The sequence below is a fragment of the Streptomyces bikiniensis genome (genome assembly GCF_000716625.1).
Lineage (GTDB): Bacteria > Actinomycetota > Actinomycetes > Streptomycetales > Streptomycetaceae > Streptomyces > Streptomyces bikiniensis.
This window is the reverse complement of record NZ_JNXJ01000015.1, coordinates 205,221-230,651: the sequence shown is the minus strand read 5'-3', so window position 1 is coordinate 230,651 and position 25,431 is coordinate 205,221. Positions and strand designations below refer to the sequence as shown.

At 75.1% G+C, this 25,431-nt stretch carries 11 protein-coding genes and 2 pseudogenes; 7 read left to right on the top strand and 6 right to left on the bottom strand.

The window, feature by feature from the left end; genetic code table 11:
* Positions 1–17: 17 nt before the first annotated feature.
* From OO47_RS34995 to OO47_RS14185, 4 genes and pseudogenes are all read right to left on the bottom strand, one after another.
* Positions 18–5,924, bottom strand: a pseudogene (locus tag OO47_RS34995) (amino acid adenylation domain-containing protein); the annotation flags it as partial.
* A gap of 295 nt (positions 5,925–6,219) precedes the next feature.
* A pseudogene (locus OO47_RS37770) lies at positions 6,220–13,899 on the bottom strand (amino acid adenylation domain-containing protein); the annotation flags it as partial.
* Positions 13,900–14,052: 153 nt separating this feature from the next.
* Entirely contained in the window at positions 14,053–15,396 is a 1,344-nt protein-coding gene (entS, locus tag OO47_RS14190; protein ID WP_033209057.1) for an enterobactin transporter EntS, read from the bottom strand.
* Complete coding sequence (locus tag OO47_RS14185; protein ID WP_030213667.1) at positions 15,383–15,652, bottom strand: phosphopantetheine-binding protein; 270 nt, start codon at positions 15,650–15,652, stop codon at positions 15,383–15,385. The genes entS and OO47_RS14185 overlap by 14 nt, the downstream gene beginning before the upstream one ends.
* Positions 15,653–15,791: 139 nt before the next feature.
* On the opposite strand from OO47_RS14185, the gene OO47_RS14180 reads away from it, so the two are divergent.
* Positions 15,792–16,295, top strand: a complete 504-nt coding sequence (locus OO47_RS14180) for a GNAT family N-acetyltransferase (RefSeq protein ID WP_030213665.1) — start codon at positions 15,792–15,794, stop codon at positions 16,293–16,295.
* A 53-nt stretch (positions 16,296–16,348) separates the two neighbouring features.
* Here the strand turns inward: OO47_RS14180 and OO47_RS14175 are convergent, their stop codons facing one another.
* Positions 16,349–16,558 (bottom strand): MbtH family protein, encoded by a 210-nt coding sequence (locus OO47_RS14175; protein WP_030213663.1) that lies wholly within the window; start codon positions 16,556–16,558, stop codon positions 16,349–16,351.
* A gap of 203 nt (positions 16,559–16,761) precedes the next feature.
* Positions 16,762–17,508, bottom strand: coding sequence for a helix-turn-helix transcriptional regulator (locus OO47_RS14170; protein WP_051715989.1), 747 nt, complete (start codon positions 17,506–17,508; stop codon positions 16,762–16,764).
* A gap of 138 nt (positions 17,509–17,646) precedes the next feature.
* Here OO47_RS14170 and OO47_RS14165 point away from each other — a divergent pair, with 138 nt between their 5' ends.
* The 6 genes from OO47_RS14165 to OO47_RS14140 all read left to right on the top strand — a co-directional run bounded on the left by OO47_RS14165 (position 17,647) and on the right by OO47_RS14140 (position 25,426).
* Positions 17,647–18,717, top strand: a complete 1,071-nt coding sequence (locus OO47_RS14165) for a FecCD family ABC transporter permease (protein WP_063831906.1) — start codon at positions 17,647–17,649, stop codon at positions 18,715–18,717.
* Entirely contained in the window at positions 18,717–19,793 is a 1,077-nt protein-coding gene (locus OO47_RS14160) for a FecCD family ABC transporter permease (protein WP_051715986.1), read from the top strand. Before OO47_RS14165 ends, OO47_RS14160 begins: the two co-directional genes overlap by 1 nt.
* Positions 19,790–20,638, top strand: coding sequence for an ABC transporter ATP-binding protein (locus OO47_RS14155; RefSeq protein ID WP_234323168.1), 849 nt, complete (start codon positions 19,790–19,792; stop codon positions 20,636–20,638). The genes OO47_RS14160 and OO47_RS14155 overlap by 4 nt, the downstream gene beginning before the upstream one ends.
* 2 nt (positions 20,639–20,640) lie before the next feature.
* Entirely contained in the window at positions 20,641–21,696 is a 1,056-nt protein-coding gene (locus tag OO47_RS14150) for an ABC transporter substrate-binding protein (RefSeq protein WP_030213649.1), read from the top strand.
* Positions 21,697–21,831: 135 nt separating this feature from the next.
* Entirely contained in the window at positions 21,832–23,703 is a 1,872-nt protein-coding gene (locus OO47_RS14145; protein WP_030213646.1) for an SIP domain-containing protein, read from the top strand.
* A 313-nt stretch (positions 23,704–24,016) separates the two neighbouring features.
* Positions 24,017–25,426, top strand: a complete 1,410-nt coding sequence (locus OO47_RS14140; protein WP_030213643.1) for an amidase — start codon at positions 24,017–24,019, stop codon at positions 25,424–25,426.
* Positions 25,427–25,431: the final 5 nt, after the last annotated feature.

Below are 25,431 nucleotides of genomic sequence, written 5' to 3'. Positions count from 1 at the left end.
CTCGATACGAGCCTGCGTCACTGCTGGGCCCTCCACATTTCTTCGAGCATGGTGATCTGGTTCTGGTCGAGGTCGAGCAGGTCGAGGTCGGACGGGGTGTGCCCGGCGGTGACCCCGCCCGCCGCCCAGGCCGCGAGCGCGTCGAGGGCGGCCGTCCAGCCGTCCGCGAGCGCCGCGACCGTGTCCTGGGACAGGGCGTCGCCCGCCCACAGGAAGGAGGCGGCCAGCTCCGGCCCGTCCGGGCCCTGCTCCACCTCCGCGTCCACCTGGAGGGGGTACGCGAGGGGGGCGTCCGGCTCCGGGCCGACGGCGAGCGCGTCGGCCTCCTCGGCCGGTCCCCAGGCGGACTGCCGGGCGGCGGTCTGCCGGCCCAGGTAGTTCCACAGGATCTCCGGGCGGTCCTCCGGGTCGAACAGCCCGGCGGTGGCGGCGTTGGCGTACCGCAGCAGCCCGGCGCCGATCCCGCCGTCCGGGATTCCGCGGATCCGCTCCTTGATCTCCTTCAGGGCCGCCCCGGCGTCCTGCGTCCCGCCCACGACCGCCCGCGCGTCGTAGGAGTCCGCCGTGAGCCGCAGCGGATACACACTGGTCAGCCAGCCGACCGTACGGGTCAGGTCGGCGCCCGGGACGAGGTCCTGCTCCCGGCCGTGGCCCTCGAGCTCCACGGTCAGCCCGTCCGCCGGCTTCCCGTGCCGGGCCGCCCAGTCGCCCACGGCGAGCGCGAGCGCGGTCAGGAGCGTGTCGTTGACCGTGCCGTGGAAGGCCTGCGGCACGGCGGTCAGAAGGGGTTCGGTGCGCTCGGCGGAGAGCCGTACGGTGAACCGCCGCGCGGTCGCCACCGTGTCCCGCGCCGGGTCGAGCGCACGGTCCGTCAGGAGCCGCCCGCCGGTCGCGGACTCGGCCAGCCACCGGTCCAGCTCGGCGGTCCGCCGGGCGCTCTGCGCCTCGGCGAGCAGACCCGCCGTCCAGGTCCGCAGCGCCGTCGGTACGGCGTCGAGGGCGTCCAGGGCGGGCTTCCGCCCCTCCGCCGCGGCCTCGCACGCGGCCCGCAGGTCCGGCAGCAGGATCTGCCACGACACCTCGTCCACCACCAGGTGGTGGGCGACCAGCAGCAGCCTGCCCGGCTCGCCGGGACCGGCGTCGAAGCGCACGGCCCGCACGGTCCGCCCGGACTCCGGGTCCAGCTCGCCCGCGGCCCGGTCCGACTCGCGGGAGACCAGCTCCCGCAGGGCCCCGGCGTCGAGCCCGGCCGCGTCCACCGTCCGCAGCAGCGAGCCCGCCTTCAGCGAGCCCACCGGGGCGACCTCGGCGCTCCACACCCCGGGCCGCGCCACGGTCAGCACCTGCCGCAGCCCGTCGTGCCGGTCCAGGACCGCCTGGAGGGCGGTCTCCAGATCCGCGTGCCGCACCCCGGCGGGCAGCAGCACCAGCCGGGCCTGGCAGAACCGGCGATACGCGCCGCCGCGCCCCGCGAACCAGTGCGCCACCGGCGGCAGGACCAGCGGGCCCGTCGCCTGCTCGGCCGGACGCTCCGGCGCCCTGCCCGCCGGGGCGGCGGGCGCGGCGACGGCGGCCAGACCGGCCGGCGTCGGATGCTGGAACACCTGCCGGGCCGTCACGGTGAACCCGGCCTTGCGGGCCTGGCTGACGTACCGGATGGAGACGATGCTGTCACCGCCCAGCTCGAAGAAGTTGTCGTCGGGACCCACGGCGGGCAGCCCCAGGACCTCGGCCATCAGCCGCGCGAGCAGCTCGGCCGGGGTCTCGGAGGCAGCCACCGGTGCGGCCGGAGCCGTCGCCCGGCGGGGCTCCGGCGGCGCCGGCAGGGCGCGCCGGTCCAGCTTGCCGTTCGGGGAGAGCGGCACGGACGGGATCTCCATGATCACGGCCGGGACCATGTACTCCGGGAGCCGCGTCGCCGCGTGCGCCCGCAGCGCGTCCGGGTCCAGCGGTCCTTCGCCCGCCGGGACGGCGTAGGCGACCAGCCTGCGCACGCCCGGCCGGTCCTCGCGGACCACCGAGACGGCACGGGCCACGCCGGGTGCTCCGGAGAGCACCGCGTCGATCTCGCCCAGCTCGATGCGCAGGCCGCGCAGCTTGACCTGGTCGTCGGTGCGGCCGAGGTACTGGAGCCGCCCGTCGTCGTGCCGGACGACCAGGTCGCCGGTCCGGTACATGCGGGTCCCGGCGGGCCCGTACGGGTCGGCCACGAACCGCTCGGCGGTCAGGTCGGGGCGGGAGAGGTAGCCGCGGGCGAGCTGGACGCCCGCGAGGTACAGCTCGCCGGGCACGCCCACCGGAACCGGCCGGAGCCGGTGGTCCAGGACGTGGACGCGGGTGTTCCAGACGGGGGAGCCGATGGAGGCCGAGGCCGCCGTCGAGCCCGGAAGGGCAGAGGCGGCGGTGACGTCCACCGCTGCCTCGGTCGGGCCGTACAGGTTCTCCAGGGCGACCGCGCGGCTCCCGGCGGAGGCGTGGAACCGGTCCACGAGATCCGTCGGAAGGGCCTCGCCGCTGCACACCACGAGCCGCAGGCCCGGGCAGTCCGCGATCTCCACGCCCGCGACGAACGCGGCCAGCATCGACGGCACGAAGTGCAGGACACTGACCCGCCGTTCGCGGATCACCTCGGCCAGGTACTCCGGGTCCTTGTGCCCGTCGGGCCGGGCGATGACCAGGGGCACGCCCTGGGCGAGCGGCCAGAACAGCTCCCACACGGACACGTCGAACGTGGTCGGGGTCTTCTGGAGGACCCGGTCGGCGGGCGTGAGCCCGTACGCGCCCTGCATCCACTGGAGACGGTTGACGATGGCCTCGTGCTCGACCATGACGCCCTTGGGGCGTCCGGTGGAGCCGGAGGTGAAGATGACGTACGCCGGGTGGCGGGGCAGCAGCGGGGCCGACCGGTCCGCGTCCGTCACCGCGTGCGCGTCCGCGCCCGCCCACTCCGCCGCCACGGCGGCCGAGTCGAGCACGATCCGCTCCGCCGCGAGCACGCCCCGGCCGATGAGGAGTCGGGCGAGGCGGTTGACGCGTGCGTCGAACTCCGTACGGGACAGCTCCTCGTCCTCGAAGACCAGCGCCGGACCCTCGGCCTTCGCCGCACCCGCCGCCACCAGATCCGCCAGGGTGCGCGGACCGTCCACGACGCGGTCGGCCGCGTTCCACCCCTCCAGGGCGTGCCGCTCGTCCCCGTCCATCAGGTCCAGGGCGGACACCGGGGCGCCCGGGTCGGCCGCCACGGCGTCCAGGAGCCGGACAAGGCGTTCCACGAGCCGTTCGGCGCCCGGCCGGCCGAAGAGGTCGGTCGCGTACCGCAGACCGCCCTCGATCCGCCCGTCGTCCTCCGAGCCGCCGAACGCGAACTCCAGGTCCACCTTCGACCCGCCGATCTCCACCGGCAGTTCACGGGCCGCGACCCCGAAGAGGGAGGACACCTCGGTGGACACCGAGTGGTACGTCACCATCGTCTGGAACAGCGGGTTGCGGGCCTGCGAGCGGGCCGCGCCCACCGCCTCCGCCACCGCTTCGAGCGGCAGGTCGGCCTGGGCGAAGCCCGCGAGCCCCGTGTCCCGCACCCGGCCGACCAGCTCCGCGAACGTCGGCTCGCCCGACACGTCCGCGCGCAGCACGAGCGTGTTCAGGAAGAAGCCCACGAGCCCGTCGAGCTGTTCGTCGCCGCGCCCGGAGACCGGCGCGCCGAGGGGGATGTCGTCCCCGGCGCCGAGCCGGTGCAGCAGGGCCGCGACGGCCGCGTGCACCACCATGAACATGGTCGCGCCGGAGTCGCGGGCGATCCGGGCGAGCCCGGCACCCGTCGCGGCGGACACGTCGAAGGGGACCACGTCGCCGCCGTGCGTCGGCGTCGCCGGGCGCGGGGTGTCGGTGAACAGCCCCAGCTCCTCCGGAATCCCGGCAAGGGCCTCCCGCCAGTACGCGGCCTGACGCGCCGCCGTGGAGTCCGACTCCTCGGTGTCGCCGAGGAGTTCCCGCTGCCAGAGGGCGTAGTCGGCGTACTGGACGGGGAGTTCGGGGAACTCCGGGGCCCGGCCGGCGGCGCGGGCCGCGTAGGCGGTGTCCAGGTCGGCCAGGAGCGGCCCGGTGGACCACTCGTCGGTCGCGATGTGGTGCAGCAGCACGACCAGCACGTGCACGTGCTCCTCGTCGGACGCGCTGAGCAGCGTCACCCGCACCGGGATCTCACGGGCCAGGTCGAAGACGTACCGGGAGGCGGCCTCCGCCTCGGCGGCCAGGTCCTCGGCGCGGACGCGGCGCGCCGCGAACGGCACCCGCGCCTCGCCCGGCGCCAGGACGCGCTGGTACGGCTCGCCGTCGGCCTCCGCGAACACGGTCCGCAGCACCTCGTGCCGCGCCACCACGTCCTCCACGGCGGCCCGCACGGCCTCCGCGTCCACGGGCCCGTCGAGACGGACCGCGAAGGGCACGTTGTACGCGGTCCCCGGGCCCCGGACGCTGTCGAAGAGCCACAGGCGCCGCTGGGCGTACGAGAGCGGCAGCCGCTCGGGTCGTACGGCGGGGGAGAGAGCGGGCCGCTCGGAGGCGGTCCGCTCCGCGAGCCGGGCCGCGAGCGCCGCGACCGTCCGCGCCTCGAACACGTCCCGCACCGAGCACTCCACGCCGAGCGCGGACCGCATCCTGCTCGCCGCGCGGGCCGCGAGCAGGGAGTGGCCGCCGAGGTCGAAGAAGTCGTCCTCGACCCCGGCCGTCTCCAGACCGAGCACGGCCGCGACGATCCCGAGCAGGATCTCCTCGCGCGCGTCCCTCGGCGCCCGCGAGGGCCCGGCGACGGCGTCCGGCGGTACGGGCAGGGCCCGGCGGTCGAGCTTGCCGTTGGGGGAGAGCGGAACGGCCGGGATCTCCAGGAACACGTTCGGGACCATGTACTCCGGCAGGCGGGAGGCCGCGTGGGCGCGCACCGCGTCCACGGGGACCGGCCCGTCGCCGGTGCCGACGACGTACCCCACGAGCCGCTGCACGCCGGGCCGGTCCTCGCGGACCAGGGTCACCGCGTGCGCCACGCCGGGTGCCCCGGAGAGTACCGCGTCGATCTCGCCCAGCTCGATGCGCAGGCCGCGCAGCTTGACCTGGTCGTCGGTGCGGCCGAGGTACTGGATCCGGCCGTCAGCGTGCCGGACGACGAGGTCGCCCGTGCGGTACATGCGGGAGCCGGCCGGCCCGTACGGGTCCGCGACGAATCGTTCCGCCGTCAGGTCGGGGCGGGAGAGGTAGCCGCGGGCGAGCTGGATTCCGGCGAGGTACAGCTCGCCGGGGACGCCCACCGGGGCGGGCTGGAGGCGTCCGTCGAGGACGTGGACGCGGGTGTTCCAGACCGGGGAGCCGATGGAGGCCGAGGCCGTGGTGGCGCCCGGGAGGGCGGTGGCGGCGGTGACGTCCACGGCGGCCTCGGTGGGCCCGTACAGGTTCTCCAGGGCGACCGTGCGGCCCCCGGCGGAGGCGTGGAAACGGTTCACCAGATCGGTGGGCAGGGCCTCGCCGCTGCACACCACCAGACGGAGGCTCGGGCAGTCCGCCACGTCCACCGAGTCCAGGAACGCCTGGAGCATCGACGGTACGAAGTGCAGCACGCTGACGCGCCGCTCGCGGATCAGCTCCGCGAGGTACTGCGGGTCCCGGTGGCCCTCGGGCCGGGCGATGACCAGCGGCACGCCCTGGGCGAGCGGCCAGAACAGCTCCCACACGGACACGTCGAACGTGGTCGGGGTCTTCTGGAGGACCCGGTCGGCCGAGGCCAGCCGGTAGGTCCCCTCCATCCAGGCAAGGCGGTTGACGACGGCCTCGTGCTCGACCATGACGCCCTTGGGGCGTCCGGTGGAGCCGGAGGTGAAGATGACGTACGCCGGGTGGCGCGGGAGCAGCGGCGCCCGCCGGTCCGCGTCCGTGACCTCGGTGCCCACGAGACCGTCCAGCTCCGCACGCACCTCGGGCGCGTCCAGGACCACCGGCTCGGCCTCCACGCCGGCCGGCAGCGCGCCGAGCCACGCCCCGGCCGATGAGGAGTCGGGCGAGGCGGTTGACGCGTGCGTCGAACTCCGTACGGGACAGCTCCTCGTCCTCGAAGACCAGCGCCGGACCCTCCGCGCGGGCCGTACCCGCCGCCACCAGGTCCGCGAGCGTCCGGGGGCCGTCCACGACACGTTCGGTCGCGTTCCACTCCTCCAGGACCCGCCGCCGCTCGTCCCCGTCCATCAGCGCGGCGGAGGACACGGGCGCGTCGGGCGCGGCCGCCACGGCGTCCAGGAGGCGGACGAGCCGTTCGGTCAGGCGCTCGGCGCCCGCGCGCTCGAACAGGTCGGTCGCGTAGCGCACACCGCAGGTCATGCCGGCACCGGACGCGTTCTCGGTGCGCCGGAACAGGATCTCCAGGTCGAACTTGGCCGCGCCGCCCCGCACCGGGAACTCCCCGGCGTCCGTGCCGAGCAGCCGGGACAGGTCCGGGCCGCCGCCCTCGTACGCCACCATCGTCTGGAACAGCGGGTGGCGGGCGAGCGAGCGGACCGGCGCCACGGCCTCCACGACGGCGTCGAAGGGCAGGTCGGCGTGGTCGAGGACCGCGAGGCCCGCCGTGCGGGCGCGGTCGAGGAGTTCCGTGAAGGAGGGGTCGCCGGACAGGTCGGTGCGCAGGACGGCCGTGTTGACGAAGAAGCCCACGAGCCCGTCGAGGACGCTGTCGCCGCGCCCCGCGACCGGGGTGCCGAGGGGGATGTCGTCCCCCGCGCCGAGCCGGTGGAGCAGGGCCGCGACAGCCGCGTGGACCACCATGAACATGGTCGCGCCGGAGTCCGCCGCCAGCCGGTCGAGGCGGGCCACGAGCTCGGCCGGGAGCTCGGCCGTGACCGTGTCGCCCCGGTGGGTCGGGACGGCCGGCCGGGGCCGGTCGGCGGGCAGCGCCAGCTCCTCCGGCAGTCCGGCCAGGGCGCCCTGCCAGAAGGCGGACTGGCGGGCGGCCAGGGACGAGGAGTCCGCCGGGTCGCCGAGGAGTTCGCGCTGCCAGAGGGCGTGGTCGGCGTACTGGACGGGGAGTTCGGGGAACTCCGGGGTCCGGCCCGCGAGGCGGGCGGTGTAGGCGGTGTCCAGGTCGGTCAGGAGCGGGCCGGTGGACCACTCGTCGGTCGCGATGTGGTGCAGGAGCACGACGAGCACGTGCTCGTCGCCGGGCGTGCCGAACAGCGTTACCCGCAGAGGGAGTTCGTCCTCCAGGCCCAGGGGCTCCGCGATCGCCGCCTCCACCGCGTCCGCGAGCGCGTCGGGGGCCACCTCGCGGACCGCGAACGGCACCTCGGCCTCTCCGGGCGCCAGGACGCGCTGGTACGGCTCGCCGTCGGCCTCCGCGAACACGGTCCGCAGCACCTCGTGCCGCGCCACCAGGTCCCCGAACGCGGCGCGCAGGGCGTCGGCGTCCGGCCGCTCCCGCAGCCGCAGGGCCAGCGGGACGGTGTACGTGGAGCTCGCGCCGTCCATGTCGTACTGGAACCACAGGCGCCGCTGGGCGTACGAGAGCGGCAGCCGCTCGGGTCGTACGGCAGGGGCGAGGGCGGGCCGCTCGGAGGCGGTCCGCTCCGCGAGCCGGGCCGCGAGCGCCGCAACCGTCCGCGCCTCGAACACGTCCCGCACCGAGCAGGCCCGGCCCGCCGCCCGCACCCGGGCCACCAGGCGCGTCGCGAGCAGGGAGTGCCCGCCGAGCGCGAAGAAGTCGTCCTCGGCGCCGACCGACGCCAGGCCCAGGACCTCCGCGAACGCCTCCGCCAGACGCTCCTCCGTCGCGCCGCGCGGGGCGCGGGACGGCGCGGCGGCCGTCACGGCGGGCGCGGGCAGGGCGGTGCGGTCCAGCTTGCCGTTGACGTTCACCGGCAGGACGTCCAGGGCGACGACCGCCGCCGGGACCATGTACGCGGGCAGGCGCCCGGCGACCTCGCGGCGCACCGCGTCCGGGTCGGCGCCGCCGGTCGTGTAGGCCACCAGGCGCGGCACGCCCGGGACGTCCTCGCGGACCAGGACGGCCGCCGAGGCGACGCCCTCGCAGGCCGTCAGTTCGGCCTCGATCTCGCCGAGTTCGACGCGGAAGCCGCGGATCTTGACCTGGTCGTCGGCGCGGCCCAGGAACTCGATCAGGCCGTCGGCGCGGCGGCGCGCCAGGTCGCCCGTGCGGTACATGCGGGAGCCGGCGGGGCCGTACGGGTCGGCCACGAACCGCTCGGCGGTGAGCACGGGACGGCCCAGGTAGCCGCGGGCGTTCTGGACGCCCGCGAGGTACAGCTCGCCGGGGACGCCGGGCGGCACCGGCCGCAGCCGGGCGTCCAGGACATGCGCCCGGGTGTTGTCGAGCGGGCGGCCCACCACGGGGGTCGCGCAGTCGGTGACCCGGGCGACCAGGGCGTCCACCGTGAACTCGGTGGGACCGTAGTAGTTGACCGTCTCCACGTCGGGGACCGCGCGCAGCTCCGTCCACAGGGCGGGCGGCACGGCCTCGCCGCCGAGCAGGAACAGCGGCGGCCGGTGGTCGCCCGCGAGCAGGCCCGCGTCGAGCAGGTGGCGGCCGTACGAGGGGGTGACGTCGAGCGCGTCGATCCGCGCCTCCCGCACGTGGGCGACGACGGCGTCCGCGTCGCGGCGCCCGTACTCGTCCAGGACGTGCAGCTCGTGGCCCGCGATCAGCCACAGCAGCTGCTCCCACGAGGAGTCGAAGGAGAACGAGGCGGTGTGCAGGGCGCGCACGCGCCGCCCGAGCCGGTCCGCGACCGGGCGGTAGAGCTGCCGCTCGTGGTCCCGGTACAGGTTCGTCAGACCGGCGTGGTGCAGGCCGACGCCCTTGGGGCGGCCGGTGGAGCCGGAGGTGTAGATGACGTATGCCAGGTCGTCCGGCCGGGGCGCGCGGAGCGCCGGGCCCTCGGCGGCGGTCAACCGGTCCCGTACGGCCGGGTCGTCCAGGACGAGCCGGGCCGCGCCGTTCACGTCCGGGACCCGGCCGCTCACGGCCTCCGTGGTGACGACGCAGACGGGCGCGGCGTCGCCCAGCATGTACGCCAGGCGCTCCTCCGGGTGGTCCAGGTCGAGCGGCAGATAGGCGCCGCCGGCCTTCAGGACGGCGAAGGCGGCGACGACGGACTCGGCCGAGCGGGGCACGGCGAGCGCCACGACGGCGTCCGGGCCGACGCCCTCACCGGCGAGCAGCAGGGCGAGCCGGGTGACCCGGTCGTCGAGTTCGGCGAAGGTGAGGCGCAGGTCGCCGCAGACCAGGGCGACGGCGTCCGGGGTCTGCCGGACGCGCTCGGCCAGGATCTCCACGACGGTGGCCCCGGGGTGGTCCACGGCGGTGTCGTTCCACCGCTCCAGGAGCGCCCGCTCGTCGTCGGAGCGCAGCTCGTACGCGGAGACCGGGGTCTCCGGGGCGGCGACGGCCTGCTCCAGGAGGCGCAGGAGGCGGGCGGCGAGCGCGTCGGCCGTGGCCCGGTCGTACAGGGCGGACGAGTAGAAGACCTCCAGGTCCAGTTCGTCGCCGTGGGCGCTGTCGGAGAAGGTGATGTCGAGGTCGAACTTGGTGACGCCCGGGTCGGTGCGGTCCACGGCCGCGTCCAGGCCGAACAGGGCGCGCACGTCCTGGGTGACGGTGCTGTGCGACACCATGGTCTGGAAGAGCGGGTGCCGGGTGAGGGACCGCTCGGGGTTGACCGCCTCCACGACCGCGTCGAACGGCAGGTCGGCGTGGTCGAGCGCGGCCAGGTCGGCGCCGCGCACCCGCTTCAGGAGGGCGGCGAACGTCGGGTCGCCGGACAGGTCGGCGCGCAGCACCACCGTGTTCACGAAGAAGCCGACGAGACCGTCCAGGGCCGGGTCGGACCGGCCCGCGACGGGGCTGCCGAGGGGGATGTCGTCGCCCGCGCCGAGCCGGTGGAGCAGGGTGGCGACGGCCGCGTGCACGACCATGAAGACGCTGGTGCCGGACGCGCGGGCCAGGCGCCGGATGCCGGAGGCGAGGGCGGCGGGCACCTCGTGGTGCACCATGCCGCCCGCGTTGTCGGGCTCGGCGGGCCGGGGCCGGTCGGCGGGCGGGGTCGCCTCGGCCGGGAGCCCGGCCAGCGCCTCGCGCCAGTACGCGGCCTGCCGGGCGGCGGGGGACTCCGGGTCCGCCGGGTCGCCCAGGGCCTCGCGCTGCCAGAGCGCGAAGTCGGCGTACTGCACGGGCAGCGGGGCGAACTCGGGCGCCTCACCGCGGAGCCGGGCCGCGTAGGCGTGTTCGAGGCCGTTCAGGAACGGGCCCATCGACCACTCGTCGCCGGCGATGTGGTGGAGCAGCACCACCAGGGCGTCGGCGCCGCGCTCCGTGTCGCGCACCAGGGTGACCCGCACCGGCGCCTCGGCCGACAGGTCGAAGAGGTGCCCGAGGGCCGTCTCCACGGCCGTGTCGACTCCGCCCGTGGCGGTCTCCTCCACGCGCAGCCGCACCCCGGCGTCGGCCGGGTCCAGGATCCGCTGGTACGGCTCGCCGTCCTGCTCGGCGAAGACCGTGCGCAGCGCCTCGTGCCGGGCCACCACGTCCCCGAGGGCCGCGTCCAGGGCCGCCGGGTCCAGGAGCGTGCCGAACCGGGCCACGAACGGGATGTTGTACGTGGCGCTGGGGCCTTCGAGCTGGTGCAGGAACCAGAGCCGGTGCTGCGCGTCGGACAGCGGAAGGATCTCGGGCCGCTCTCCGGCGGTGAGCGCCGGGCGGGCGCCCGTCGCGGTGCGGGCGGCCAGCCGCTCGGCCAGGGCCGCGGGCGTACGGGCCTCGAACACGTCCCGTACGCCGCAGTCGGCGCCGAGCGCGGTGCGCAGCCGGGCGGCGACGCGGGCGGCGAGCAGCGAGTGCCCGCCGAGGTCGAAGAAGTCGTCCTCCGGGCCGGCCGAGGCCAGCTCCAGGACGTCCGCGTACGCCCCGGCGACGATCTCCTCGCGGGCGTCGCGCGGGGTCCGGCCGGCGGTCGCGGCGGCCCCGGCCAAATCGGGCGCGGGCAGCGCGCGCCGGTCGACCTTGCCGTTGGCGGTGAGCGGGAAGGCGTCCAGGACCACCACGGCCGACGGCACCATGTGCGCGGGAAGCCGCTCGCCGACCGCCGCGCGCAGCCCGGCCGCGTCCGGGGCGGGGTCGCCCGCGCCGGTGACGTAGCCGACCAGGAGCGGGGAGCCGGGTGTGTCCTCGCGGACCACGACCACGGCCCGGTCCACCTCGGGGCGGTCCGTCAGGGCGGTCTCGATCTCGCCGAGTTCGATGCGGAAGCCGCGCACCTTCACCTGGTCGTCGGCGCGGCCCAGGAAGTCGATGACGCCGTCGGGACGGCGGCGCACCAGATCGCCCGTGCGGTACATGCGGGAGCCGGGCGGGCCGTACGGGTCGGCCGTGAACCGCTCGGAGGTGAGCGCCGGGCGGCCGAGGTAGCCGCGCGCCAGCTGGTCGCCCGCCAGGTACAGCTCGCCGGGGCGGCCGTGCGGGACGGGGCGGAGCGCCGAGTCGAGGACGTGGGCGCGGGTGTTCCAGAACGGCAGGCCGATGTCCGGGGTGCCGGTGTGCTCGGGGGAGAGGACGGAGGAGGTGGCCCAGACGGTCACCTCGGTCGGCCCGTACACGTTGGTGACCGAGGCGGCCGTGCGGGCGAGGCGTTCGGCGAGGGCGGCGGGCAGCGCCTCGCCGCCGACGAGGACCCTGGTGCGGGCGAGGGCGCGCGGGGCGCCCTCCTCCAGGAGGGCGTGCCACAGCGACGGCGTCGCCTGCATGACGGTCGGCCGGTGGGCCTCGACCAGGGCGGCGAGGGCCGCCGGGTCGCGGACGGTGTCGCGGCCGGCGAGGACGACCGCCGCGCCGCTGATCAGCGGGACGTGGATCTCCAGGGCGGCGATGTCGAAGGAGACCGTGGTGACGGCGACGAGCCCGTCACCGGGTCTCATGGCCAGCTCGTGGGCCTGCATGCGCAGGAAGTTGGCGAGCGCGGAGTGCGGGATCACCACGCCCTTGGGGCGGCCGGTGGAGCCCGAGGTGTGGATGACGTACGCCGGGTGGGCGCCGTCCGGGACCGGAAGCGGTCCGGCCGGCTCGTCGGCCGGGTCCGCGAGGGCGGACAGGGCGTCGGGGGAGTCCAGGACGAGGGTTTCGGTGCCGGGTACGTCGGGGGCGTCGGCCGCGGCGGCCAGGGTGGTGAGGACGCACACCGGGCGCGCGTCCTCGACCATGAACTCCAGGCGCTCGGCCGGGTATTCGAGGTCGAGCGGCAGATAGGCGCCGCCCGCCCTGAGGACGGCGAGCAGGGCGACGATCAGGTCGGCGCCGCGCGGCAGGGCGATGCCGACGAACCGCTCGGGTCCGACGCCGCGCGCGGCGAGCAGCCGGGCCAGCCGGTCGACCCGGGCGTCGAGCTCCGCGTACGTCAGCTCCTCGGCGCCCGCGACGAGCGCGACGGCCTCGGGGTGCTCGCGCACCCGGGCGGCGAAGGCCTCCACGACGGTGCCGGGCGCGATCGCGCGGGCGGTCGCGGCGGCCTGCCCGGCGAGCGTCGCCAGGAGGGCTTCGTCCAGGAGGTCGGGGCGGCCCACGGGGGTGTCGGGGCCGGCGGTGGCGGCCTCGGTGAGGAAGCGGACGAACTCGGCGCAGCGGGCGTTCAGGCCCTCGGCGTCGTAGGCGCGCGGGTTGGCGTCGAGTTCGAAGGCGATCCGGCCGGCGGCCGTGTCGTGGCGGACGGCCAGGGTCAGGTCGTCCACCGGTCCGGCGGCCACGTTGTGCACGGTGCCGGGGGCGCCGGCGAAGTCGAGGGCGTTGTCGAAGGCCTTGACGTTGACCATCGGGCCGAGCGGGCCCCGGTCGCGGCCGACGAGGCCGAGGTCGCGGCGGATGTCCTCGGCGCGGTAGCGCTGGTGGCGGCGCAGGTCGCGGACGCCGGCGGCGACCTCGGCGACCAGCTCGGCCAGCGGGAGGTCCGGGCGGACCGCGACCCGCAGCGGCAGCACGTTGACCACCATCGCGGGGACGGAGAGGGAGGCCGAGCCGAGGCGGGCCATCGCGGGCAGAGAGAGCAGCACGTCCCGGTCGCCGGTCGAGCGGTGCAGGAAGGCGGCGAAGGCGGCCGTCACGGCGTCCGCCCAGGTGGCCTTCGCGACGCGGGCGAGTGCGAACACCCCGGCGGTGGCCTCGGGCGTGAGCGCGGCCTCGGCGCGCAGGAAGTCGGGGGCGGCCGGGAAGGAGGCGCCGGCCAGCGGCTCGTGGTCGCCCCGGTCCGCGAGCCGGTCCCGCCAGTACGCCCGGTCGGCGGCGTACCGCTCGCCGGCGCGGTAGGCGGCCTCCTCCTCGACGACGGCGGACAGCGGGCCGAACGGCGAGGGGGCGGGCTCCTCGCCGCGCGCGAGCGCCGTGTAGACCTCGGCGGTGCGGCGGGACAGGAGCGAGAAGCCGTAGGCGTCCAGGGCGATGTGGTGGACGCGCTGGTACCAGAGCGTGCGGTCCGGGGCGACCTTGTGCAGGGCGAAGCCGAACAGCGGGGCGATGGCCGGGTCGGCGGGCGTCGCCATGTCGGCGCGCATCGCGGCGAGCGCGGCGGCCTCCGGGTCCGGGGCGCCGAGGTGGTCCACGACCTCCACGACGGGGCCGCTCGGGGGCGCGTCGGCGAGGACCTGGGACGGCTGCCCGTTCGCGTCCTCCTCGAAGCGGACGGTCAGGGCCTCGCACTCCCCGACGACCCGGCGCAGGGCCGTGGCGAAGAGGTCGGGGTCGAGCGCGCCGTCGACGGCGACGTACTGCCCGACGTTGTAGACCGGGGAGTCGGGGTCGAGCCGCTGGCCGTACCAGACTCCGGTCTGGGCCCCGGTCAGGGCGAGGCGTCGCAGAGCACGCTCGGTCATGGATCTTGCTCCAGGGGTCACCCGCGGCGGCTCGGGGCCGGCCGCGGGACGGGACGGAGGGGGAGAAGGGGGGGAGAAGGGGGAGGGGAGGGAGGGCGGGGCGCCGGGGCGGTGCCGGGCCGGTGGCACCGGCGGCGCCCCGCCCGGTCGGTGTCAGCCGGTGGCCGACGGGGCGCCCCCGGCGGGGGCGGGGACCGCGCCCACGGCCGGGGCGGGGGTGTCCTCGCCGGGCGGGCCGTCGTCCCCGGGCTCCTCCTCGCGGGGAAGGGTGGCCTTGCGCAGGCCGGGGACGGCGACGGCGACGACCACGGCGGCCGCGGCGCACACCACGCCGTTCACGACGGCGGCGCCGGCCGGGCTGAACCACTTGGCCACCAGGGCGACTTCGACGTCTCCGACGATGTCGCCGGTGGTGCCCTGGGAGGTGAGGACGCTGACCATGCGGCCGCGCAGCCGGTCCGGGGTGTTGTGCTGGACGAGGGCGTACTCGAGGATCTCGTACACCGTGCCGGCGGCGCCGCCCACGGCCAGCATCGCGAAGGCGACGGCGGCGCTGCCGCTGAGGCCGAAGCCGACGATGGCCAGGCCGCCGGTGAACGCGGCGACGAGCAGCAGGCGTCCGGGGCGGGCGGCGCGGGTGATCCAGCCGCTGGTGGCGGAGACGAGGATCGCGCCGACGGCCGGGGCGGTGTAGAGCAGGCCGAGCATGACGTCGCCGCCGCCGAACCGCTTGTCGACCATCTCGGGGAAGAGGACCATCGGCATGTTGAACAGCGCGTTGATCCCGCCGAGGGCGAGCAGGCCGCCGACGACGCGGTTGCGCACGGCGTACCGGAAGGCCGCGAGCGGCGATCCGGAGTCCTCGGCGCCGTCCTCGTCGTCCTCGTCCACGACCGGGGGCAGCGGCCGCAGCCGGAGCAGCAGCAGGGTCGTGAGGGCGGTGGTGGCGGCGGTGAAGGCGAAGACCGGCGCGGGGCCGGCCAGGGCGAGCAGCACGCCGCCGAGGAAGGGGGCGGCGACCGAGCCGATCTCACCGGTGAGGGAGATCAGGGCGCCGGCGGCGGGCAGCTGGTCGGGGCGGACCAGGGTGGGGGCGACGGCCATCAGGGCGGTGACGCTCACCCCGGTGGCGAGTCCGTCCCACGCGACGCACAGGTAGACCGCCCACAGCTGCGGGTCGGGCGTGAAGGCGTTGACCGCGAGGCCGGCGAAGGCGAGGGCGGCGGAGCCGCGGGCCCACAGGATCAGTTTCCGCCGGTCCATGCGGTCGGCCGCCCAGCCGCCCCAGAGGGAGCCCACCAGGACGGTGACGCTCATGATCATGCTGGAGACGGCGACCCCGAAGCTGGACCCCGTCAGCTCGTAGACCTGCTTGGACAGGGCCACCATGGCCATGCCGAGACCGAAGAGGGACACGATCCGGGCGATGAAGATCGCCCGGAAGTCCCGGCTGGTCCGCAGCGGGCCGATGTCGACCAGGAGGTCACCGGCTCGCACGGGACGCTCCCGCCGACTGCCCGAGGAGTACGGCCCACTCGCGGAGTGTGGGACGCTCGGCGAGTTCGACGAAGCCGACCTCGGCGCCGTCGGCGCGCCACGTCTCCACCAGGCTCATCAGCCGGATGGAGTCGAGGCCCTGGTCGAGCAGGCTCTCGTCCGGGTCGATCTCCTCGGCCTCGACGTAGAGCACGTCGGCGACGTCGCGCACGAGCCGCTCCAGGGCGAAGGTCTGCTGTCCGGCCGTGTCGGCCATGGGTGGGTCCTCTTCTTCCCGTCCGATGGATCACGATTGGTTAGGTAAGGCTTACCTAACTCACTATCGTGTAGTCAAACGGCCGCCGCGATGTCGCCGCGGACCGTCGAGCCGTCAGTCACCAGAGAGCGAGAAGACGTTGAGTGCTGCCCTTCCCTGCCCGGAGCTCCCGCCGGCCCCCGTCGCCGCCGTCCGGACCGCCGGGAGCGAGGACGTCGGCGCGGTCCACCGGCTGTCCCGGCCGTTCGTGCGCGAAGGGGCCCTGCGGGACCGGACGGTCGCCGAACTCGCCCGCCGCGCGACGGACTTCCTGGTCGTGGAGGCCGGTCACGGGGATCCGGCGGGGTGCGTGGGGCTCCGTACCCGTACCGACGCGCGGGGGCGTGTGGCGGTCGTGCTCTACAACTTCTGCGTCGCGTCCGGACACCAGGGACGGGGCATCGGCTCCGCCCTGCTCGACGCCGCCCTCGGCGAGGCCGGCGCGCGGGGTGCCGTCCGCGTCTTCACGGCGACCACCGGCAGCGGACTGCTGTTCCTGCGGTACGGGTTCGCCTTCGGCGGCGAGGAGGACGCGCCGCCCGCGTGGCGGGCCTCGCTCGACCCCGCGCGCGGCTCCCGGGTCCTGGTCCGCGCCCTCGGGTGACGCGGCGGACCGGGGTCGCTCCCGGCCGGGGCGCCGGCCGGGACGCGGCGACGTCAGGAACGGGCGACGAGGCTCGCCGGACGCAGGTCCGTCCAGTGCTCCTCGGTGTACGCGGCACAGCCCTGGCGGGAGTCCTCGCCGTGCACCACGGTCCAGCCGTCCGGCACCTCGGCGAAGGCCGGCCAGAGCGAGTGCTGGTTCTCGGCGTTGACGAGCACGTAGTAGCGGGCGTCGTCGTCCTCGAAGGGGTTGGTCGCGGTCATGGGTCTCTCCTCGCGCCGGTGCGGCCCCGCGCGCCGCGCCCGGTGGGGCGGGTGCGGAGGGGCCGGTGGTTCGGGTCGGTGGGGGCGCCCAGGAACTGGGCGTTTAGGTAAGGCTTACCTAAAATCGCCTAGGGGGCGGTGGGTGTCAAGTCACCCCCGGCGGGCGCCCGTCGGCCCGGAGCGCTGCCCGGATCCGGCCCGGCTCACTCCGCGGAGCGCTCCGCGCACTCCTTGGTCCAGGCCCCCGGAGTGCGCCCGAAGTGCCGCCGGAACGCCAGTATGTAGCCGTTCGTGCTCGTGAACCCGACCTTCGCGGCGACCGCGCCGACCTGATGCCCCTGGGTCAGCAGTTCCAGCGAGTGGTTGAGGCGCACCCGGGTCCGCCACTCGGAGAAGGCGATCCCGGTCTCGGTGCGGAAGGCCCGGCGCAGACTGGTCGAGCTGACGTAGAGGCTCTCGGCCCACTCCGTCGCGGTGCGCGGGTCGTCGGGTCGGCGGAGCAGGGTCCTGGCGACGGTGCGGGCCGCCTCGCTGGTCGGCCGGGGCAGCGGGAGCCGGGCGTCGCGGCGGGTCCGGGCGCAGGTCAGTGCGGCGAACATCGCCGCGTCGTCGGCCTCGGCGTCCGCCCCCCGGGTCCGGGCGAGCAGCTGCCGGCGGACGGTGTCGCCGAGGCGGATCGCGGTGGTCCGGGTGAACGGCAGGTGGTGCACGGCGGGGTCGAACGGCTCCGCCAGGACGAGGGATTCGGGGTCGAACCGGGCGCTGTGCGGAGTGCCCGCCGGAAGCCACAGGGCCAGGGGCGAGGCGAGTTCGTGCTCGCCGTCCGGCGTGGTGACGGTGATCCGCCCCAGAGGGGCGTACAGGAGCTGGTGGAAGTCGTGCGCGTGCGTCGGGTGCCCCGCTGCCGTGATGAGCTCCTCGCCCGCCGTCCTCGTTCCGCTGTCGGCCATGAGGCCACCCCCCGGGGGTCCCGGAGCCGGTCGGACTCCGGCCCCTCGCTGCGATCGGTCGACCTCCGGGTTGGATCCCCGAAGGTTAGGCAAGGGTAACCTAAGTCGCCGTACGAGCCGTGAGATCAAGGACAACAGATGACACAACCGCCCACGTCGGTGGTGAAAGCCCCGGTGCCGGAAGGGAGTCGGGGCGTTCCGCAGGTCCGCACCCGGGTCTCCCGGGGCACGGCCGTCGCCGTGTTCGCCGTCGTGGCGGTGCTCGTGACCCTCGTCGCGGGCATCGGGCTCGGATCCCGGGACATCTCGCCCCTGGAGGTCGTCCGCATCCTGCTCCACCCCGGGGAGCAGGCGTTCGACACCCACGTCCTGTGGACCGAGCGCACCCCCCGGACCTTCCTCGGCCTCGCGGTGGGCGCGGCGCTCGGCGCCTCCGGCCTCGTCATGCAGGCGCTCACCGCCAACCCCCTCGCGGACCCGGGCATCCTCGGCGTCGAGCAGGGCGCCTCGATGTTCGTCGTCTTCGGCATCCTGTTCCTCGGCGTCACCGAGGCCGGCGGCTACTTCTGGCTCGCGCTCCTCGGCTCGTCCGTGGCCGCCACCCTCGTCTACCTCATCGGGACCCGCACCGACGCCGGGAGTTCGGCCGTCGGCCTCGTCCTCGCCGGCGTCGCCATGGCCGCCGTGATGTCCTCCCTCATCACCCTCCTCGTCGTCCGCGACAAGGAGGCCTTCGCCCACCTCCGCTTCTGGTCGGTCGGCCAGCTCACCGGCCGCGCCGAGGTCCTGAGCCAGGTCATGCCCTTCGTGATCGCGGGCCTGCTCCTCGCCCTGCCGCTGGGCCGCACCCTCAACGTCCTCGGCCTCGGCGACGACACCGCCCGCGCCCTCGGCGTCCGGGTCGAACGCGCCCGCCTCACCGCCGCGGCCGTCGCCGTCCTGCTCTGCGCCGCCGCCACCGCCGCCGTCGGCCCCGTCGCCTTCGTCGGACTGGTCGCCGCGCACTGCGCCCGGCTCCTCGTCGGCCCCGACCACCGCTGGTCGCTGCCGATCTCCATGGCCGTCGGAGCCGTCCTGCTCACCGGCGCCGACACGGCCGGCCGTCTTGTCCTCGACCACGGCGAGGTCCAGGTGGGCCTCATGACCGCCATCGTCGGCACCCCCTTCTTCGTCTGGCTGGCCCGCCGGCGCGACCTGGTGCGGATGTGATGACCGCTCTCGACACCCGGCCCCCGCGGCCGGACACCCCGACCACGCCCGCCGTCGTCGCGCACCTGCGCGCCGACCGCCGCGCCCGCAACCGCCGCGCCGCCGTGACCGGCGCCGTGCTCACCGTCGCGCTCCTCGGCCTCACCGCCGCCTCCGTCCTGCTCGGCGGCATCGGCCGGCTCGACCCCGCCGACGTCCTGCCCGCCGCCTTCGGCCTGCGGGACGGCCTCGCCGACTACATGATCTTCCAGCTGCGGATGCCGAGGGCGCTCTCCGCGCTCCTCGCCGGAGCCCTCTTCGGTCTCGCCGGCTCGCTCTACCAGCGGCTGATCCGCAACCCGCTCGCCACCCCCGACATCGTCGGCATCTCCGCCGGTGCCGGCGCCGGAGCCGCGACCGCGCTGCTCTACGCGCCCGCCGCCTTCACCCTGGGCGTCCCGGTCGCCGCCGTCATCGGCTCGTTCGTCCTCGTCGCCGCCGTCCAGGCGCTCAGCTGGCGCGGCGGAGTCGACACGTACCGCCTCGTCCTCGTCGGCATCGGGCTCAGCGCGGTCTGCACCGCCTACACCAACTACCTGTTCACCGTGGCGGACCAGCAGACCATCGCCATCGCCATGCGCTGGACGGTCGGCAGCACCAACGCCGCCGACTGGGACGGCGTCACCACCCTCGCCGTCGGCTTCGGCGCCTGCGCGCTCGCCGCGCTCCTCCTCGCCCGGCCCCTCGCCACCCTGACCCTGGGCGACGACTTCGCCTCCGGCCTCGGCACCCGGGTGACCGCCTCCCGCGTCGGCGTCCTCCTCCTCGGGGCCGCCGCCGCGGCCCTCGCCACCAGCGTCGTCGGCCCCATCGGCTTCGTCTCCCTCATCAGCGGCCCCATCGCCGTACGCCTGGTGGGGACCGAGCGCTCCACCCTCCTCGCCCCGGCCGTCGGCGCCGTCATCGTCATGGGCGCCGACGTCCTCGCCCAGCACGCACCCCTGATCAGCCCGGTGCCCACCGGTGTCCTCACCGCCCTGCTCGGCGCCCCCTACTTCGTCTGGCTGATCCTTCGACGCAGGCAGGGAGCCTCGTGACACACACCGTGACCCCGCAGACCGAGAGCCCCGGGGCCACCGCGCCCCACCAGCTCGAAGCCCGCGGCATCAGCGCCGGGTACGGGAAGACCCCCGTCATCGAGGACCTGTCCCTGGAGATCGAGAAGGGCCGGATCACCGCCCTCGTCGGCCCCAACGCCTGCGGCAAGTCCACCCTCCTCAAGTCCATCGCCCGACTGCTGCCCCTGGCCGCCGGATCGGTCCTCCTCGAAGGGGCCGACATCCACCGCCTGCCCACCCGCGAGGTGGCGCGCAGGCTCGGCGTCCTGCCGCAGTCCCCGGTCGCCCCCGAGAGCATCACCGTCGGGGACCTGGTCTGGCGCGGGCGCCACCCGCACCGGCAGTTCGGCCGCCGCCGCGACGAGCACGAGGACGTGATCATCGCCGAGGCCCTCCGGGCCACCGGCACCGCCGAACTCGTCGACCGTCCCGTCGACCAGCTCTCCGGCGGCCAGCGCCAGCGCGTGTGGATCGCCCTCGCCCTCGCCCAGGACACCCCCACCCTGCTGCTCGACGAACCCACCACCTACCTGGACGTCGCGCACCAGATCGAGGTCATGGACCTCCTCGCGGACCTCAACGAACAGACGGGCAAGACCATCGTGCTCGTCTCCCACGACCTCAACCAGGCCGCCCTGTACGCCTCGACGATCGTCGCCATGCGCGACGGACGCGTCATCCGGCAGGGCCCGCCCGAAGAGGTCCTCGACGAACGGACCGTGGCCGAGGTCTTCGGCCTCACGTGCGTCGTCGTACCCCACCCCCACACCGCAAGGCCGCAGATCTTCCCCCTCGGCCGCCGTCACCACTCGCAGGAGAACTGACCATGAACCGCCTCGCCAGACCGCTCGCACGGCGCTCCACCGCCCGCACCCTGATCGCCGCCGTCGCGTGCGCCACCCTGCTCGCCGGCTGCGGCGGCAAGGACGACGAGGCCGGCGGCGAGAAGCCGTCGGGCGGTGTGAGCACCGGCGCCGCCGAGGCTGCCTTCCCGGTCACGCTCCCCAACGCCTGGGGCAAGACGGAGGTCGAGAAGAAGCCGCTCAAGGTCGCCACCGTCTCCGACGGCGACACCGACATCGCCCTCGCCCTCGGCATCGTCCCGGTCATCACCCCCGACGCCGAGGACGGCGGCCCCGTCCCCGAGTACAAGCAGCGCGCCCTCACCAAGCTCGGCGCCGGCAAGCTCAAGACGTACGACGACACCGACGGCACCGACTACGAGGCCATCGCCGCCGAGGCGCCGGACGTCATCCTCGGCATGAACACCTGGTCGATGGACACCGACTACGCCAAGCTCGCGCCGATCGCCCCGGTCGTCACCTTCACCGACAAGGCGCACTCCGACACCCTCACCTGGCAGGAGCGCCTGAAGACCGCCGCCAAGGCGCTCGGCCTGACCGCCGAGGCCGAGAAGGTCATCGCCGCCAACGAGAAGGCCACCGCCGACGCGGCCGCCGCGCACCCCGAATTCAAGGGCAAGACGTACACCTACGCGGTCGTCCACCCCGAGCAGATCACCTTCATGTCCTACGCCGACCAGGACCCGGGCGTCTTCGAGCAGCTCGGCTTCAAGAAGACGGACAAGGCCAAGAACTACAAGGCCGACAAGAACGCCGTCAGCCTGGAGAACCTGGACGAGCTGGAGGCCGACGTCCTCCTCATGACGTACCCCTTCGGCGACAACGGCCTGCTCAGCGCCAAGGAGCTGGAAACCAACAAGCTGTTCCAGTCCCTGAAGGTCGTCAAGGGCAAGCACTACGCGGTCATCCCCTCGGAGAACACCCTCTCCTCCGCCGTCGCCTACCCGGACGCCCTCAGCGCCCCCTGGATCGTCGAGAAGCTGACGCCGATCCTCGCCGGGGCCGTCGCCGGCAAGTGACCCCCGCTCCCCCCGGGGAGCACCTCACCACCCGCACGGGCCGGGTGGGCCGGGCGCACCGCGCCGCCGGCCCGCCCGGCCCACCGGTCCGTCCCGCGGCGCCCGCCCGGCACCGCGCACGAAGGAGCAGCACCCATGCCCACCCGCAGCCCCCGCTCGGTCGTCACCTTCCCCATCGTGCTGCGCGAGCTGACCGTGCTGCGCGCCGAGAACCTCACCCCCGGGATGCGCCGCCTCACCCTCGGCGGGCCCCAGCTCGACGCCTTCGTCAAGGACGGCCTGGAACTGCCCGCCCTGCGCACCGAGGGCTTCGACGACCACGTGAAGTTCTTCTTCGCCGACGAGACCGGCCGCCTCGTCCTGCCCCGGCAGCAGGTGAGCAGCCTCGACTGGTCCGACGGACGGCCCGTCGCCAAGGACTACACCCCGGTCAGCCACGACCCCGAGAAGGGCGAGATCGTCTTCGACTTCGTCCGCCACGAGGGCGGCGTCGCCTCCACCTGGGCCGAGAACGCCGCCCCGGGCGACAGCGCCTGGATCGCCGGACCGAAGATGTCCCACAGCCACCCCGAGGGCGCCGACTGGATCCTCGTCGTCGGCGACGAGACCGCCCTGCCGGCCATCGGCCGCTGGCTCGCCGAGATGCCCGAGGGCACCAAGGCCCGCGTCTTCATCGAGGTGGGGGAGGACAGCCACCGCCAGGAGCTGCCCACCAAGGCCGACGCCGAGATCGTCTGGCTCTCCCGGAACGGCGCCCCGGCCGGCACCACCGACCTCCTGGAGCAGGCCGTCCGCGCCGCCGAGTGGCTGCCCGGCACCGTCTTCGCCTGGGTCGCCGGCGAGGCCGTCACCCTCAAGGGCATCCGCCGCCACCTGGCGACCGAGCGAGGGGTACCGCGCGAGCAGACGCACATCACGGGGTACTGGCGCCGCACCGCGCCCGCCGCCCCCGCCGTCCCCGCTCCGGCCGGGGCGCTGCCCGACGCCCCCGTGGTGACGGAGGAGGACGAGGACGACGCGCACGAGCGACTCCACGAACTCACCGACCTGGCGCCCCCCTACGCCATCCGGACCGCCGTCACCCTCGGCGTCTTCGACCTGGTCGACCGGGGCGTGCGGAGCGCCGCGGAGATCGCCCGGAGCGCCGGGGCCCACCCGGCCACCCTCAAGGCACTCCTGGACTACCTGACGGGGATCGAACTGCTCGCCACCGACGGCGAGGGCAACTACAGCCTCACCCCGGTCAGCGAGGAGCTGGTCGAGGACGACCACTCGGCGGAGGAGTACCACCTGGAGGGTGCCGAGGCCGCGTTCGACGCCTCCCTCTCCGGTCTGCTGCACACCGTCCGCACCGGGAGGGCCGGCTACCGCACCCTCGCCGGGCGCACCCTGACCGAGGAGATGGCCCGGGAGTCCCGGATCGCCGACACCGCCCGCGCGGCCGTCGAGGACGAGGCCCGCTGGATCGCCCCCGGTGTGCTGCGCGCCCACGACTGGCCGTCCGTCACCGAGCTGACCGCCACCGGCCACGGCGTGGCGACCGTCGTCGAGACCCTGGTCAAGGAGTGCCCCGGGCTGCGCGCGCGGATCGTCGCGATGCCCTCGGTGCTCCGGGTGCTGCGCGAGGCGATCATCGACGAGGAGCTGCTGCCCCGGATCGACCTGGTCGCCGGCTCCGGCGCCGTACCGGCCGGCACCCGCACGCTGCTGATGTCGCGTCAGCTGGAGTGGCAGGACGACGAGGACGCGGTGCACACCCTCGCCGAGGCCGTCGCCTCGCTCGCGCCGGACGGCACCCTGCTCCTGGTCGAGCAGGTCGCGACCGGCGACCCCGAGGACGTGGAGGCGGTCCTGCACCACCTGCGCCTCAAGTGCGCCTTCGGCTCCGGGGTGCGCGACGCCGGGGAGATCGAGGCCCTCGCCGCGAGCGCGGGCCTGACCGTGCGCTCCCGCACCGACGTCGGCTGGGACCACCGTCTGTGGACCCTGGAGCGCGCCGCCTCCTGACGAAGTGGTTCTGCATGTCGTGGACGAGCAGGGCGGCGCGCTCCGGGGCGATGCGCCAGGGGGCGCTGGAGCGGGGGAGGGCCGACCGGTCGGGCAGGGCGTAGGAATCGATGGCCGGCAGTCCCATGGCTGTGTCCTCCCTGCCGCGACGGCCGGGGGCCGGGCGCGCGAAATCCAGTTACCTTGGCCTGACCTGACCAACCGTCTTTCGGGACGGGTGAAAAGGGCTCACCTTTCTTCCTACCCTCGCCTGTTACCCGTCGGTACGCGATGATGGCGCCCAACCGACCACACACGGGGACTTGGGGCAGCGGTGACGACTTTCGAGGAACGGACCACGGTGCACGCCTTCCGGGACGACGCCCTGGGGGAGCACGACGCGACAGGCCTCGCGGCGGCCATCCGGCGGGGCGAGGTGGGCGCCGCCGAGGCGGCCCGGGACGCGGCCGAGCGGGTACGGGCCGTGGAGGAGCGGCTCCACGCGGTCCAGGCGCACGCCGAACGCCCGGAGCCCGGACCGGTAACCGGCCTCCTCGCCGGGGTCCCGGCCTTCGTCAAGGACAACACCGACTACCGGGGGCTGCCCACCGGCCACGGCAGTGCCGCCTTCACCCCCCGGCCCGCCCGCCGCCACGCGGCCTTCACCCGCCAGTTCCTCAGCAGCGGCGTCACCGTCCTCGGCAAGACCAGGCTCCCGGAGTTCGGCTTCAGCCCCTCCACGGAGTACGAGGACGCCGAACCCGTCCGCAATCCCTGGAACACCGCGCACTCGGCGGGCGGCTCCTCGGGCGGCAGCGCGGCGCTCGTAGCCGCCGGAGCGGTGCCGATCGCGCACGCCAACGACGGCGGCGGCTCCATCCGGATCCCGGCCGCCTGCTGCGGACTGGTCGGGCTCAAACCGAGCCGGGGCCGGGTCGTGCCCAGCGCCCAGGGCCGCCAACTCCCGCTCGACATCGTCTCCGACGGGATCGTCAGCCGCTCCGTACGGGACTCCGCCGCCTTCCTCGCCGCCGCCGAGCGGCACTGGCGCAACCCGAAGATGCCGCCCCTCGGCCTGGTGGAGGGCCCCTCGGAGCGCCGGCTGCGCGTCGGCTTCCTCCTCGACTCGCCGACCGGCGTCACCTCCGACGCCGCGACCCGGGCCGCCGTCACGGAGACCGCGGCCCGGCTCGAACGGCTCGGCCACGCGGTGCAGCCGGTGGGGATCGCCGTCGACCCCCGCTTCACCGACGACTTCCTCACCTACTGGGGATTCCTCTCCTTCCTCCTCGGCACCACGGGCCGCACCCTCGGCGCCGACTTCGACCGCCACCGCATGGACGGCCTCAGCCGGGGCCTGCGCGCGACCTACCTGGAGAACTGGCGGAACACCCCCGGCGTCCTGCGGAGGCTGCGGCGCACCAAGGAGGCGTACGCGGCGGCCTTCCGCGGCCTCGACCTGATCCTCTCCCCGGTCCTCGCCCACCCCGCGCCCCGGCTCGGCCACCTCGCCCCGAGCGTGCCGTACCCGGCGCTGGTCGAACGGATCCTCGCGTACGTCGCGTTCACGCCGATCGACAACGTCGTGGGCACGCCCTCGCTCTCGCTGCCCGTGGGCGCGACGGAGGACGGACTGCCCGTCGGCGTCATGTTCGCGGGGCGCCCCGGCGCCGAACGGACCCTCCTGGAGCTCGCGTTCGAGCTGGAGGCGGACCGGCCCTTCCGGCGCGTCCAGGACCTCTGAGCCCG

Excerpts from the sequence above, each read along its gene's own strand:
- OO47_RS14185 (WP_030213667.1), bottom strand. The coding sequence starts at position 15,652 with ATGGCCGACACGGCCGGACAGCAGACCTTCGCCCTGGAGCGGCTCGTG.
- OO47_RS14150 (WP_030213649.1), top strand. The coding sequence starts at position 20,641 with ATGAACCGCCTCGCCAGACCGCTCGCACGGCGCTCCACCGCCCGCACC.
- OO47_RS14165 (WP_063831906.1), top strand. The coding sequence starts at position 17,647 with ATGACACAACCGCCCACGTCGGTGGTGAAAGCCCCGGTGCCGGAAGGG.
- OO47_RS14145 (WP_030213646.1), top strand. The coding sequence starts at position 21,832 with ATGCCCACCCGCAGCCCCCGCTCGGTCGTCACCTTCCCCATCGTGCTG.
- OO47_RS14170 (WP_051715989.1), bottom strand. The coding sequence starts at position 17,508 with ATGGCCGACAGCGGAACGAGGACGGCGGGCGAGGAGCTCATCACGGCA.
- OO47_RS14175 (WP_030213663.1), bottom strand. The coding sequence starts at position 16,558 with ATGACCGCGACCAACCCCTTCGAGGACGACGACGCCCGCTACTACGTG.
- OO47_RS14160 (WP_051715986.1), top strand. The coding sequence starts at position 18,717 with ATGACCGCTCTCGACACCCGGCCCCCGCGGCCGGACACCCCGACCACG.